This is a genomic window from Hymenobacter sp. YIM 151858-1 (assembly GCF_025979705.1).
GTDB lineage: Bacteria > Bacteroidota > Bacteroidia > Cytophagales > Hymenobacteraceae > Solirubrum.
The window spans coordinates 1,004,680-1,018,592 of record NZ_CP110136.1 but is presented as its reverse complement, the minus strand read 5'-3'; the positions used below and the strand labels follow the sequence as shown (position 1 = coordinate 1,018,592).

The following is a 13,913-nucleotide window of genomic DNA, read 5'->3' as shown; positions in this document are numbered from 1 at the left end:
TGCGCATCCGCAGCGCCTGGGTGGGCCTGCGGCCCATCCACCAGTCATTTAATCAGCCAGCGTGCCCGATACTTCACTCCTATCCGAAGTTGCTCTTACTCTGCTGCCGGGCATCGGCCCCTTGATTACCCGCAACCTTATTAGCTACTGCGGCTCGGCCGAGGCAGTGCTGCAAGCCCCACAGGCTAAGTTGCTTAAAATACCGGGCGTGGGCCCCGGCACGGTAACTGCCCTGCGCAACAACGCGGCGGCCCTGGGTAAAGCCGAACAAATCCTGCGTCGGGCCGAAAAGGACGGCGTGCAGCTGCTGTACTACACCCGCCCCAACTACCCCACCCGCCTGCGCCCGGTGCCCGATGCCCCCGTGCTGCTCTACTACCTAGGCACCGCCGACCTCAACCACCCCCGCTCCTTAGCCGTGGTGGGCACCCGCCAAGCTACTGACTACGGACGCGAGCAAACCGAAAAGCTTGTTCGGGGCGTGGCCGGTTATCAGCCGCTGATTGTGAGTGGCCTGGCATACGGCATCGACATTATTGCGCACCGGGCGGCTTTGCAGGAGGGTTTGCCCACCATCGGCGTAATGGCCACGGGGCTCGACATTATCTATCCTGCCGCCCACCGCCGCACCGCCGAAAAAATGGTGGAGCAGGGCGGCTTGCTCACCGAGTTTCCCTTCGGCACCCAGCCCGACAAATACAACTTTCCGGCCCGCAACCGCATTATTGCCGGCCTCACCGACGGCACCGTAGTAGTAGAAGCCGCCCGCAAAGGCGGCGCGCTTATCACGGCCGAGCTGGCGCTGGAGTACAACCGCGAGGTGCTGGCCGTGCCCGGCCGCCTCGATCAGGCAGTTTCCGAAGGCTGTAACCATCTTATCCGCAACCAGCAGGCCGTTATCTATACCAGCCCGGCCGATGTGGAGCAGGTGCTCAACTGGGACGGCGCCCTGCACCACACGCCCCCGGTGCCGGCCCTCGACCCCGCCGATTTCAGCGCCGATGAATTCAAGCTCGTCCAAATCCTGCAAGCGCACAAAGAGCGGCAAATCGATGAGCTGAGCTGGGAGGCACAGCTGCCCATCAACCAGGTCTCGACCTTGCTGCTGGGGCTGGAGTTCAGGGGCGTGGTGCGGGCGCTGCCAGGCAAAAAGTTTGCGCTGGTATAGCATGAGCTACGCCCTGCTCAACGGCCAATTGCTGCCCGCCGCCGCGGTGCAGTTGCCGCTGCCCAACCGCGGCCTGCAGTTCAACGACGGCTTTTTCGAAACCCTGGTGCTGGCGGGCGGCCAGGTAAGTTGGGGCCCGCAGCACCTAGGGCGCATGCAGCGGGCGGCTGAAGCCTTGCACCTGGAGCTGCCGGCTGGCCTGAGCAGCGTGGCTGCCCTGAACGACACCCTGGCCCCCTTGGCGGCAACATTGGCCGGTGCGGTGCGCATCAGGCTGCAGCTGTGGCGGGCAGGCGGCGGCCTCTACGCCCCTGCCACCACGCAGGCCGAATGGCTGGCTACGGCGGCGGCCTTCGTGCCCCACAACAGCCCCATCGGGGCGGCCGATTTTGCCCGGAGCATCAGCACGCACTATTCGCCGGTTTCGTTTTGCAAGGGGCCCTACGCACTGCACTACGTGCTGGCCGCCCAGGAGCGCAAGGCCCGCGCCCTAGGTGAGCTGCTGCTGCTCGACGCGCAGGGCCACGTAGCCGAAGCCGTTTCGGCTGCCGTGTTCTGGATCAGCGGCAACGAGCTGTTTACGCCCGCCCCCGAGAGCGGCTGCGTGGCGGGCGTGCGGCAGGCGCATTTGCTGCAGGTGGCCCAACGCCAAGGCATCCGGTGCCACCTAGGGTTGTACCGGCCCGCTGCCCTGTTGGCGGCCGATGCGGTGTTCACGGCCAACGTGGCGGGTATTCGCCGCATCGAGCAACTGGCTGATGTAGCCTACAAACAAACAGAGCATCCATTGCTGGATGCTCTGCGGCAGTGGGATACTCAAATCTAAGCTACGTTACTGTAGCGACGCCGACGCATCCGCAGCCATTCTTTCTGATACTGCATCAGATCGGCTTCGGTGACGTCGTTAGCGGCAAGGATTTCGTCGCGCGATTGGCGCCCGATTTCCAGAGCGTACATAGCTATAAGCACACGGTGCTTAAGCGGCAGGGGGCAGCCGCAGGTGGAAGCGACGGCAGTTGACAAGGAAGGTGTGGTAGAAAACGCGGCACTGTTTTGCGCAGGGCCGCTGGATTGAATTTTGGCGGAAGAGTTTACTTTTTCCGCCGCGAAGTTCGGGGTTTTAACCGGGAAGTAGGCAAAAAGCGGCAGAGGATTCGAAAGCACTGGGTCAACTATTTATCCAACAACGCAACTGTGCATGCATTCATTGCAGCAATCACATGAAAATGTGATTACGCACGGCCCTTATTAAGGTTACGTAAGGCTGAGAGGTTTTTTTAGCTTATATAAATGTGCTATTTCCTATACTTATCGTACTGCCGGGGATGTAGGCATGCCTCATTTATTCGTAGCAAAGTACCAACCTGCACTTGCTCATTGTTCCAATCTGCCATTGGCATTCCGGCATGGGCTCCTAACCCAACTATTGCTCACCCCGCCCCGGAGCCAACGCAAAAGGGCGCCCCGTTGGGCGCCCTAGGTGCAAAAGAGCTCTGGCTGTGCCGCTACACGGCCACGGGCGCTTTGATGGCCGGATGCGGGTCGTAGTTCTCCAGCCTGAAATCATCGTAGCGGAAGCCGAACAGGTCGGTTACTGCGGGGTTGAGCCGTAGCTGCGGCAGCGGGCGCGGTTCGCGGGTGAGCTGCAGGCGGGCTTGCTCGAGGTGGTTGGAGTACAAGTGGGTGTCGCCACCGGTCCAGATAAACTCGCCGGGCTGCAGGCCCACCACCTGCGCCACCATCAAAGTAAGCAGCGCGTACGAAGCAATGTTGAACGGCACGCCCAGAAACACATCGGCCGAGCGCTGGTACAGCTGGCACGAGAGCTTGCCGTCGGCCACGTAAAACTGAAACAGGGCGTGGCAGGGCATCAGGGCCATCTGGTCGAGCTCGGCCACGTTCCAGGCCGAAACCATGATGCGGCGCGAGTCGGGCGAGCGGCGCAGCTGGTCCAGCACTTGCTGCATCTGGTCGATGTGGCCGCCGCGGCCGTCGGGCCAGCTGCGCCACTGCTTGCCGTACACGGGGCCCAGGTCGCCGTTGGCGTCGGACCACTCGTCCCAAATGCTTACGCCGTGCTCCTTGAGGTAGGCTATGTTGGTGTCGCCCTGCAAAAACCACAACAGCTCGTGGATGATGCTTTTCAGGTGCACCTTTTTGGTGGTTACCAGCGGAAAGCCCTGCTGCAAATCAAACCGCATCTGGTAGCCAAACACCGACAACGTGCCGGTGCCGGTGCGGTCGGTTTTCTGGGTTCCGTGCTCAAGTATATGACGAAGAAGGGTTTGGTACTGCTGCATGGCAACTGCGGGTATGGGTCCGAAGCTCAAATATAGCCGCTTGGGGCCCTACCCAACCTAGGCCGTCAGCTCGCTCGAAACCCAGCTTACCAGAAACTCGGCCAACGACGCGGCCACCCGTACGCGGGTATTATCGGTGCAGCTCCAGATGTAGATATCGGTGCTCACGGAACCGTCGTCGGCAATGAGGTAGCCGTAGTAGTCGCCGGTGTACGCCGGGGCCACCAGCAGCAGATCGTGCACGCAAAAACAGGCCGACTGGCGCAGGCGCTGGTTTTCGTGCAGCAGCTCCTGCGCGGGCAGCACGAGGTAGCCGGTGGTGCCGATGCCTTGCAGTTCCTCGGCCAGCCCGTCGGTGAGCAGGTACAGCTGCCGCAGCTCCTCGGGTAACCGCACTTCCAGCGCCGCCGCCAAAAACGCCAGCTCCTCGTCAACCACCGGCGGGTTGCAGCGGTACGTGACTGACGCTGACCTAGGAAGCTTTTCGATGCGGGAAATCCAGTTCATGGCAGGCGGAGGGGGTTGCAAGGCAGAGTTACATCATAAGCTCCTCAAAATGCAAAAAATATTAACGCCACCTAATATGTAGGTGGCGTTAATAGTTAAATCAGTATCAGCGGCTTATACGGCGGCAGCCTTAACGCAGGCGCTTTCTTTACAGACGAGCTTAATTGGCCGATAAACTCAGCGGTGCGCACGAATAATAAAATCGGTTTCGGCTACTAAAATGTAACAACTCGGCGCTGCGTGTTGCTTCCATGCTACTTTTGCAAAATTTCACTTCTATCGGGTGCGCCTACGAGTGCACGGCTCAAACCACCATACGCATAGCCTTATTTCTAGCCGCAATCCTGTTGTAAGCTGCCCAACCAAACCACCCCTGCTCCCTTGCTCAGACCTCTTTCGCTGCTCGTAGCTGCTTTTCTTGCCTTTGCCACTCCCCTTGTAAGCCCGGCGCAGCAACCCGCTGCCAAAGTGCGGGCCAAACGGGGCGATGGTGTAACAATATTGCTGCAGCGCCATGGGCTGAACCCGGTGCGCGATTACAACCGGTTTGTGGCGCTCAACCGCGCCCAAATGGGCCCGCGCAACAGCCTGATTGCCGGCAAATACTACCGCTTGCCAGCCCGGCAGGCGGCCCCGGCCAAACGGAAAACCAGGGCCACCGCTGCGGCCGCACCGGCAAGCGCAACTGCCCGCGCAACCACCAAGGTTAAAACTCCGCTGAGCAACAAGCAGCTGTTCGGCCCTAGGTACGGGCAGGTGGCGCCGCGCAGCCGGCAGTTGAGCGGCACGGTATACTACCTGCTCTCGGGCCACGGCGGCCCCGACCCCGGCGCCGTGGGCCAGTACGGCAGCAACCAGCTGGCCGAAGACGAGTACGCCTACGACATTACCACCCGCCTGGCGCGCGTGCTGATGGAACACGGCGCCAAGGTGCACCTGATTGTGCAAGACCCCAACGACGGCATTCGCGACGAGGCGGTGCTGAAAATGGACCGCGACGAGATTACCGCGCCCAACCTTACCATTCCGCTGAACCACGTGGCGCGGCTGCGCCAGTATACCAACGCCATCAACCGGCTGCACGGGCGCTACAAGGGGGCTTACCAGCGCATGATTACGCTGCACATCGACAGCCGCAGCGCGGGCCTGAACACCGACGTGTTCTTTTACCACCACGACAAAAGCCCCGTGGGCAAGCGCCTGGCCAACAACATTCATAAGGTGTTTACGGCCCGCTACAAGCGCAGCCAGCCCAACCGCCCCTACGTGGGCACCGTGTCGCCGCGCTCCAGCCTGTACGTGGTGCGCAACAGCCACGCGCCCACCGTGTTCATCGAGCTGGGCAACATCCGCAACGATAAAGACCAGCGCCGCTTTGTGATACCCGACAACCGGCAGGCCCTGGCCAACTGGATTTGCGAAGGCCTGATAACCGACTACCGCAACCGCAAGTAACCGGCCCTGGGTGTCTGCATCAAGCAAAAGCCCCGGCACCACTCAGGTGCCGGGGCTTTTGCTTGAATACTTGCCGGTTGGCTTACAGCGACTTAACAACCGGCGCTGCGGGCTTGGTGCTGGCCGGGGCTTGCGCCGCGGCGGTGGCGCCCTTCTTCATGCAGCACGAGGGCGTGGCGGCGGTGGCGCCTTTGGCCGCGCAGCTGGCTTTCATCTCGGCCGAGCAGGTGGCTTTGCTGGCTTTTTTGCCTTTGGTGTCTTTGCAGCCTTCGTGGGCCGAGGCCGAACCAACAAAAGCAAACAGGGCGAGGGCAAGCAGGGCGTTTTTCATGGGGCGAAAACGGGCGGTAAGAAACAAAACAGGAAAACGGGTGGTTGGCTGAGCGCCGGCCTCAATTTACACAACCCAGGGCAAAACTGGTCGGTTCACTTTAGCTCATTTGCGTGCTTTCTCCCCGCTCCCTTAGCCTGCTTACCCTGCTGAGCCTGCTGCTGCTGGCCGCCGTGGCCACCACGGGCCTGCTGCGCCTGCGCTTCAACTACAACTTCAACGACTTTTACCCCACCGGCGACCCTGACCTGGCGTACTACGAAACCTACTCGGGCCGCTTCGGCAACGACAATGACTACGTGCTCATCGGGCTGGAGGCACCTGGGGGCCGCACCGTGTTCGAGCCCGGCTTTGCGCAACGGGTTGATACGTTTACGCGCTTTGCCCAGCGCCAGCCCCACGTGGTGCACGTGCTCTCGCCCACCACGGCCAGCAACCCGGTGGTAGAGGGCCTGGGCGTGTTCAACATCCCGTACCTGCACCTCGACCGGCTGCACGAACCCGCTTCGCGGGCGCAGGACTCCGCGCTGATTTTCCGGACGCCCGGGCTGGTGGGCAACCTGTTTGCGCGCGATGCCCGGGCTGCCACGGTGGTGTTGCAAACCACCCCCGACCTGAAAAAGCCGCCCGGCGACACCCTGCTGACCAGCCTGCGCACCGAGCTGCAGCGCCTGGGCTTTGCCGATGCGCAAGTGCACCTAGGCGGCAAAATGGTGGCGCAATCGGTGTTCGTGGACCGTCTGCGGGTCGAAATGGCGGTGTTCGTGTCGTTGTCGGTGCTGCTGGTGATGGGCCTGCTCTGGCTCACCTTCCGGGCGTGGTGGGGCGTGGTGCTGCCGCTTACCGTTGTCGCCGGCGCTACCATTGGTGGCCTCGCGCTGGTGGGCTGGAGCGGCGCCGGCATCGATTTGATGACTGCCCTGCTGCCCGTGATGATGTGCGTGGTGGGCATTGCCGACTCGGTGCACCTGCTCACGCGCTACGTAACCGAAACCGGCGAAGGCACGCCCACGGTGCCGGCCCTGCGCATCAGCATGCGCGAATCGATGTTCGGCTCGGGCTTGTCGGCACTTACCACGTCGCTGGGTTTCTTCACGCTGACAACCAGCCACATCCGGCCCATCCATAATTTTGGCCTCTACACCGGCCTGGCCGTGCTGATTGCTTATTTTCTCACCTTCACGCTGCTGCCGGCCTTGCTGGTGCTGCTGCCCAAACCGCAGCAACGCTTCGGGGCGGGGCGTTCCTGGGATGGGCCGCTTACCCGCCTGCTGCGCGTGGTGCTGGTGCGCCGCCGCTGGATTATGGCCGCGGCCGCGCTGTTGCTGGTGGGCAGCTTGGGGGCGGCCAGCCGGGTACGCCTGGAGTCGCGCCTGCTCGACGACCTGGCCGACGACGACCCCGTGCAGCTCGATTTCCGGTTTTTTGAGCAGAAGTTTGCCGGCGTGCGCCCCTTCGAGATGCACCTGCTCCCGCAGGGCGGCCGCAGCATTTACGACCTAGGGGTGCTGCGCGAAATCGAGGAAATTGAAACCTATCTGGGCCGCGAGTACGGCCTGCACTTTGTGGCCTCGCCGGTTACGGTGGTAAAATCGGTGCGCAAGGCCCTGAACGGCGGCGCGCTAGAGGAATACCGCCTACCCGCTTCGGAAGCCGAAATGAAACGCCTGCGGCGGCAGGTGCGCAAACTCGGCAAGCGCCCCGAGTTCCGGGCCCTGGCCACGCCCGAAGCCACCGAGGGCCGCCTCACGGGCCGCATGCCCGACCCCGGCAGCACTACTGTAGCCAAGCTGAACGCGGGGCTGCGTCGCTTTCAGGCCGGGCACACCAACCCCCAATTGCTGCGCACGCGCCAAACCGGCTCGGCCCTGCTCATCGACAAAAACAACCAGAACCTGACGCGCGACATGCTGGTGGGCATCGGCGTGGATGTGCTGATGGTGACGGCCATTGTGCTGGTGCTGTTCCGCTCGGTGCGCATGGTACCGGTGGTGCTCATTCCGAACCTGTTGCCCATTGTGGTGGTGGCGGGCGTAATGGGCGTGTGCGGCGTACCCATGAAGGTGAGCACCAGCATCATCTTCACCATCGCCTTCGGCATTGCCGTCGACGACACCATCCACTTTATCAGCAAGTTGCGCCTGATGCTCGGCAAGGAGCCCACCGTGAAGCGCGCCGTTTCGCGCACGTACCGGCTGGCGGGCAAGGCCGTAATCGTTACGTCGCTGATTTTGGTGGGCGGCTTCAGCACGCTGCTGTTTTCGTCGTTCGACGGCACGTTTTACGTGGGCCTGCTCATCGGCCTTACCCTGCTTTTCGGGGTTATTGCCGAGCTGACGCTGCTGCCCATTCTGATTCTGCTCTTCTACAAAAAGGCGCGTGTGGGCAAAGCCCGGCAGCTGAAAGCCGAAGTAGCGCAGACTTTGTAGGCCGCGCCCCTGGGTTGGTACATTCGGTTTGCCGACCTATGGCCGTGCGGTGCAGCGCGGGCTTAGGTGCCTGTTCGAAGGTTTAGCATGTATTTGTCGGAACGAAATCGTTGTGACAGAGACGCTCGGCGCCAATCGTTCCGAAATACGCGGGCTAAACCGCAGGAAGGCGTAGCCAAGCCCACGCTACACCGCGCCGCACCCCGCCCAACCGCAATGCCGTATGTTTGGGCTGAGTTATGAAACAACGTTTGTTACTGGTGTGGAGCATGGTTTTGCTCTCGACCACCGCCCCCGCCCAAACCGAGCCGGCCGCCTCCGCGCCCAACGACCAGATTACGCGCCTGATACAGGAGCGCGAGCAGCTGGTGCGGCAATACGAAGAAGCCAACGCCCAGCGCAATGCCCTGCTGGCCAACAAGCCCTCGAAAAAGGATTTGCAGGAGGTAATTGACGCCCTGAAAGGCATCATTCGCAAAGACACCGAGATTGTGCAGGCCCTGAAAGCCACCGAGCTGCGCCGCACCGCCGACATTGTGTCGCGCCAGCGCCAGGCCGAGCAGCAGGCCACCGTGGCCCAAACCGACCAATCCTCGACGCGGCAACGCTTCTACGACCTCGAAAACCAGATTCAGGATTTGCAGCTGCGCCAGAAGCAACGCGAAAAGCAGCTGCGCGACTATCAGGCAGCAGCCCAGGAAGCCCAGGACGCCCGCCTGAGCCGCGAGTTGCTGGCCGCTGGCTTGGCCGTGCTGTGCATCGGCCTGCTGGTGTACGTGCTGCGTTTGCGCCAGCGCGCGGGCAGCGCCCCCGCCCGCCGCAAGGCCCGGCGCTAAACCTGCCCGGCGCGGGCCCAGGGCCACAGACCGCCTTGCCGGCTCGCGGCCCGGCGCACCTAGGGCTGGCGGGCTACCGCTGAGCTGACCCGCCGGCCGCCCTCCTCCGTTGCCTGCTTTTACCTCTGAACCCATGCTAGTTGCGGCCGCCGAATACCTCACCTACACCGAAGCCGTGGGCCTGTACCACCGCCTCCAGAGCGAGGCTGGCATCGTGAGCCTGGTGAAAAACTACGGCCCGGCCACCCTGCCCTTCGGCGACGGGCTGTATTTCCGGCTGCTGATTGAGGAAGAAGACGTGGAGGCCGCCCGCCCGATTGTGCAGGAGTTCGAGCAGCAGCGCACCGAGCGCGCCGCGGCCCGTTGCCCTAGGTGCGGCTCGTACCACGCCTGGCCCGAGCCCGAAGCCCGGCAGCCGTGGTACAAGCGCCTGTTTTATGCCGGTACCACCATGTACCGCTGCCACAACTGCGGCGAGGAGTTTTCGGGGTAGCGCAACCAATCAGCCTACATACCCTCGCAAGCAATAGCTTGGCGGCCTTATCTTGCCCGTTGCTGCTCAGCTAAGCCCTTAATTGTTATTACTACCATTCCCTACATGTGGACTGAAGACCAGGTTCGGGCACTGATTACCGACCCCGGTACGCTTAAGCGCGGCCTCGACCTAGCCAAACCCAGCCAATGGAACAACCTAGGCAAAACCAACCTGGCTGCGTGGGGCGCGTGTGCTGGCAGTGGCTCCAAACCATACCAGGTGGGCATCGACCTAGGCGAACCAGCCTTTAAATGCTCGTGCCCCAGCCGCGTGTTCCCGTGTAAGCACGGGGCCGGCCTGCTCCTGCTGCTAGCAAGGCAGCCCCAGTTATTTGGTGAAAGCAGCGCGCCGGCTTGGCTAGCAGAATGGCTCGACAAACGACAGCAAACCAAAATCTCGAAAAGCAGTCCTGCCGAGCCTAACGAAGTAGTTGTTCCAACTGAATCAGCTGACGAGAAGCCGCGAGGGGTGCTGCAAGTTTCGGGGCAGCGCTTGGAACGCATGCAGCGCGGCGCCGCTGAGCTGCTCACCTGGCTGCACGACCTGATGGGTGCTGGCTTGGCTCAAACGGAAAAGCAGCCCGCCAGCTTTTGGGAGCACCAAGCCGCCCGCCTCGTCGACGACAAGTTGCCGGGGCTTGCCGCCGTGCTGCGCGAGCTGCCCACCCTACGCTACTCAGGTACCGATTGGCCCGAGCGCCAACTCGCCCGCCTAGGTGAGCTTTACTTGCTAACGCGGGCTGTGCTGCGGCTGCCCGAACTCCCCACCGACCTACGCCACGACGTGCTGCAGCTTATTGGCGTGAACGCGAAGAAGGAGGATGTGCTAGCCCAACAGGTACCCGTAGCCGACACGTGGCTTGTGGTTGGCCAGATAACCACCGAAGAGGAGCGCCTGCTGGCAAGGCGCACCTGGTTGTGGGCCGAACAACAGGCGCGTTATGCCCTGGTGCTGGAGTACTCGTTTGGCGGACAGGCTTTCGCCAGTGCGCTCGTGCCCCACGGCAGGTACCAAGGCGGCCTGGCCTTTTACCCGGGCAGCGTACCCTTGCGCGCCGTACCCGCCACCGACTGGATTTTTATCGGCCTGCAGCCCACGCCTACATTGCCGCCCGCTACCAGCCCCACCGAGCTGCTCGATGCCTACGCCAGCGCCCTAGGTCGGTTGCCTTGGCTGCGCGAATGGCCAGCTACCCTAAGCGGCGTGGTGCCCGTGCTAATGCCCGATGGCAGCATGCAGCTTCACCATACGGCAACCGGCGCGCAGCTACCGGTGCGCGCCAATGCCGATCAAAGCTGGGCTTTGTTGGCGGCCAGCGGCGGGCACCCGCTCAGCGTGTTTGGCGAGTGGAACGGCCGCGCCCTGCTGCCCCTTGGCTATACCGCCCTCACCCAACCAGTTGGCCGCTAAATGGAGCCGAACCTGCAATCCGATTGGTCGCAGCTGCTGCGAGTGGCGCTGCTCGGCACGCGCCAAAGCGGCGAACCGGTACCCAAACTGGCTGCTATACCCGAGCAGCCCGAGCTGGCACGCGAGGCTCAGGTACTCCGGGCTGCCGGCACCCTAGGGCTTATTCGCAAGGCTGGCTTCCGGGCTCCCGCTGCCAGCTTAGCCTTGCCCGAAACGGCTCCGGCCGAAACCTTGCCTGCCCTAGGTCCGCAAGGGCAAGATGCCTTGCGGGTACTGCTCAGCGGTAGCTACCCCGATGTGTTCGGCGAGTACCTGCACCAGCTGGCGCAACACGGCCGCCGGGTGCCGCACCACTTGCTTGTGCCCATGCTCAGCTACGCAGCCGCACGCCCCGAGCTGCGCGCCAACACCGCGGCTGTAATGGGCGAGCGAGGCCGCTGGCTTGCTGGCCTGAACTCCGCCTGGGCACAGCTGTTCGGTGCTTCGGAAAGCAGCGAGGCCGATTGGGAAACCGGCACCATAACGCAACGGCAGCAGTATTTGCAACACCTGCGCTTCCGCAACGCGGCGCAGGCCCGTGAGCTACTCGCCGCGGCTTTACCGCAAGAATCGGCCAGGCAACAAGCAATCTTGCTCGGCACACTGGCCGCAGGTTTGAGCGAGGCTGATGCGCCTTTGCTCGAACAATACCTGCTGTCGAAAAGCAAAGAAGTGCGACAAACCGTTGCGCCACTGTTGGCCCGGCTAAAGGGCAGCGCCTTGGCCGAACGCCTGTGGCAACGGGCCCAGCAGTACGTCAGGCTGAAGAAATCCTTACTGCGCGGCAAAAGCCTTGAAGTACACTTACCGGAGGTATGGAAAACTGAATGGCAGGCCGACGGTATCGAGCAGAAAGACGCCCGGTTTAGCGGCGAGAAAGCAGTAGTGCTAGGTCAGCTGCTGGCACTTATCGCGCCCGAGCGTTGGGCTGCGCATTGGGAAATATCTCCCGCCAAAATATTGGAGCTGGCTGCCGAAAGCGAGTGGGCGTCGGTGCTACTTACCGCTTGGCAGCAGGCGCTTCTGCTTCACCGCTCCGCGGAGTGGGCACGCGCATATCTCTCGTTGCAGCTAGCGCAACCAACCGTGCCGCCGCTTACGGCGCCGCAAGCCGCTGCGCTGCTCAACCCCGCCGAATTTGCGCAGCTGCTGCTCGAGCAATTGCCCAGGCAGCCCCGCTTTAGCCAACCCGAAGGCCGCTGGGAAGCGCTGCTCCTAAACGCCCCAGGTCCGTGGCCCCAAGCGCTAACCAATTTGGCGCTTAGCACGATCGGGAATACCGTCGTTGTGCCTAACAACATCCAGCGTTATGCACTTTCCGCTCGCATTGCGCAGCTTTTGCGCCACATGCAACGTGCCGTACCGCCCGCGCAGTACGATTTATGCGCCACCGCCCTGCACCCACTCCTGGATGTAGAGCCGATGCTAAACAACCAAATAAACCAACTGCTCGATACCCTGCAGTTTCGCCAGCAACTATCTCAAACGCTAACCGAACCTCCTGCCCCGGAAGGCTAAGCAGAACCTTACTCTTTTTACCGCACCTTTTCAATCGGTGTAGCTAAAGCTACAAGCTAGTTCCCCTCCTCAGATGAATTCCGCGCTTGGAGCGGCGTGGGCTAGGGGTGGTTGATAACCGTTGAAAGTCATCCTTCGCCACTCGATGACTGGATTAGTACCCCTAGGTGCAGCATGCCAAAGCAACGGTTCCATCCTTCTACCCTTATCCGCTAATCAGTAGCTTTAGTTCTTCCCTCCCAACTATGTCCTCCACCCCTGCTCTTGATAATATTCTGCGCCCGCATGCCGAGGTGCAGTACGCCGAAGAACTTGCCGCGCTTGCCGCTATCGACGACCGACCAAAGCCGCCCGGTTGGCAACTCTCGCCCTGGGCTGTAGTCACGTACCTGCTCGGCGGCACGCTCGACAACGGCTCCGAAATTGAGCCCAAGTACATTGGGCAGCGCCGCCTGATGGAAATTGCCGTGGCCACCCTCGCCACCGACCGCGCTCTGCTGCTGCTCGGCGTGCCCGGCACGGCCAAGAGCTGGGTCTCCGAGCACCTCACAGCCGCCATCAGCGGGCACAGCAACCTGCTTATTCAAGGCACGGCCGGTACCTCCGAAGACGCCATTCGCTACTCCTGGAACTACGCCCGCCTCATTGCCGAAGGCCCCTCGCCTGCCGCGCTGGTGCCCTCGCCCCTGCTTAAAGGCATGCAAGAAGGCGCCCTGGTGCGGGTTGAAGAACTCACGCGCATCCCCTCCGACGTGCAAGATACGCTCATCACCGTCCTCTCCGAAAAAGTGCTGCCCGTGCCCGAGCTGGCTACCGAGGTGCAAGCCACCCGCGGCTTCAACGTAATAGCCACCGCCAACGACCGCGACAAAGGCGTAAACGAGCTGAGCAGCGCCCTGCGCCGCCGCTTCAACACCGTGGTGCTGCCCCTGCCCACCTCCGTAGCCGAGGAAGTGCAGATTGTGCACTCGCGCGTGGAAAAAACCGGCCGTGCGCTGCAACTGCCACCTACCACCGCGGCTCTGGAGCAGATCAGCCGCTTGGTAACCATCTTCCGCGAACTACGCTCGGGCGTAACGGAAAACGGCAAAACCAAGCTCAAAAGCCCCAGCGGCACCCTGAGCACCGGCGAGGCCATTTCGGTGCTGAACAGCGGTTTGGCCCTGGCTGCCTACTTCGGCGACGGTACCCTGCAAGCCGCCGACCTCGCCGCCAGCCTTACCGGCGCTGTGGTGAAAGACCCGGTGCAGGACCGCGTGGTGTGGCTGGAGTACCTGGAAACGGTGGTAAAGGAGCGCGACGGGTGGAAGGATTTGTACCGGGCCTGCCGCGAGGTAGTGGAGTAGAAAAGGAAATGAGGATTTACTTACTGCTGAGCCTTCTGC

13 protein-coding genes are annotated in these 13,913 nt (G+C 62.3%); 9 read left to right on the top strand and 4 right to left on the bottom strand.

Annotated features, from left to right (window positions below):
• Positions 1–61: 61 nt before the first annotated feature.
• Together dprA and OIS50_RS04300 are read left to right on the top strand one after the other, a co-directional pair.
• Entirely contained in the window at positions 62–1,168 is a 1,107-nt protein-coding gene (dprA, locus tag OIS50_RS04305; RefSeq protein WP_264693095.1) for a DNA-processing protein DprA, read from the top strand.
• A 1-nt stretch (position 1,169) separates the two neighbouring features.
• Positions 1,170–1,994 carry an aminotransferase class IV gene (locus tag OIS50_RS04300; RefSeq protein WP_264693094.1) on the top strand — a complete coding sequence of 275 codons (825 nt, stop codon included), beginning with the start codon at positions 1,170–1,172 and terminating at the stop codon, positions 1,992–1,994.
• Here OIS50_RS04300 and OIS50_RS04295 read toward each other — a convergent pair.
• The 3 genes from OIS50_RS04295 to OIS50_RS04285 all read right to left on the bottom strand — a co-directional run bounded on the left by OIS50_RS04295 (position 1,991) and on the right by OIS50_RS04285 (position 3,975).
• Positions 1,991–2,332 carry a hypothetical protein gene (locus OIS50_RS04295; RefSeq protein WP_264693093.1) on the bottom strand — a complete coding sequence of 114 codons (342 nt, stop codon included), beginning with the start codon at positions 2,330–2,332 and terminating at the stop codon, positions 1,991–1,993. The genes OIS50_RS04300 and OIS50_RS04295 overlap by 4 nt on opposite strands.
• Positions 2,333–2,673: 341 nt before the next feature.
• The gene (locus tag OIS50_RS04290; protein ID WP_264693092.1) at positions 2,674–3,468 is read right to left on the bottom strand and encodes a thymidylate synthase; all 795 of its coding nucleotides are present in this window, start codon (positions 3,466–3,468) and stop codon (positions 2,674–2,676) included.
• Between the two features lie 57 nt (positions 3,469–3,525).
• Positions 3,526–3,975, bottom strand: a complete 450-nt coding sequence (locus OIS50_RS04285) for an SMI1/KNR4 family protein (RefSeq protein ID WP_264693091.1) — start codon at positions 3,973–3,975, stop codon at positions 3,526–3,528.
• A gap of 381 nt (positions 3,976–4,356) precedes the next feature.
• On the opposite strand from OIS50_RS04285, the gene OIS50_RS04280 reads away from it, so the two are divergent.
• Positions 4,357–5,430 (top strand): N-acetylmuramoyl-L-alanine amidase family protein, encoded by a 1,074-nt coding sequence (locus OIS50_RS04280; RefSeq protein WP_264693090.1) that lies wholly within the window; start codon positions 4,357–4,359, stop codon positions 5,428–5,430.
• 82 nt (positions 5,431–5,512) lie between these two features.
• On the opposite strand, the gene OIS50_RS04275 is transcribed toward OIS50_RS04280, so the two are convergent.
• Complete coding sequence (locus OIS50_RS04275; protein WP_264693089.1) at positions 5,513–5,761, bottom strand: hypothetical protein; 249 nt, start codon at positions 5,759–5,761, stop codon at positions 5,513–5,515.
• Positions 5,762–5,874: 113 nt separating this feature from the next.
• Here OIS50_RS04275 and OIS50_RS04270 point away from each other — a divergent pair, with 113 nt between their 5' ends.
• The 6 genes from OIS50_RS04270 to OIS50_RS04245 all read left to right on the top strand — a co-directional run bounded on the left by OIS50_RS04270 (position 5,875) and on the right by OIS50_RS04245 (position 13,874).
• The gene (locus OIS50_RS04270; RefSeq protein WP_264693088.1) at positions 5,875–8,190 is read left to right on the top strand and encodes an efflux RND transporter permease subunit; all 2,316 of its coding nucleotides are present in this window, start codon (positions 5,875–5,877) and stop codon (positions 8,188–8,190) included.
• Between the two features lie 239 nt (positions 8,191–8,429).
• Positions 8,430–9,026 carry a hypothetical protein gene (locus tag OIS50_RS04265; RefSeq protein ID WP_264693087.1) on the top strand — a complete coding sequence of 199 codons (597 nt, stop codon included), beginning with the start codon at positions 8,430–8,432 and terminating at the stop codon, positions 9,024–9,026.
• Positions 9,027–9,159: 133 nt separating this feature from the next.
• Positions 9,160–9,519 carry a putative signal transducing protein gene (locus OIS50_RS04260; RefSeq protein WP_119443883.1) on the top strand — a complete coding sequence of 120 codons (360 nt, stop codon included), beginning with the start codon at positions 9,160–9,162 and terminating at the stop codon, positions 9,517–9,519.
• Positions 9,520–9,624: 105 nt separating this feature from the next.
• Entirely contained in the window at positions 9,625–10,971 is a 1,347-nt protein-coding gene (locus OIS50_RS04255; protein ID WP_264693086.1) for an SWIM zinc finger family protein, read from the top strand.
• Complete coding sequence (locus tag OIS50_RS04250; RefSeq protein ID WP_264693085.1) at positions 10,972–12,528, top strand: DUF5691 domain-containing protein; 1,557 nt, start codon at positions 10,972–10,974, stop codon at positions 12,526–12,528. It begins immediately after the preceding gene.
• Between the two features lie 245 nt (positions 12,529–12,773).
• The gene (locus OIS50_RS04245; protein WP_264693084.1) at positions 12,774–13,874 is read left to right on the top strand and encodes an ATP-binding protein; all 1,101 of its coding nucleotides are present in this window, start codon (positions 12,774–12,776) and stop codon (positions 13,872–13,874) included.
• Positions 13,875–13,913 lie beyond the last annotated feature (39 nt).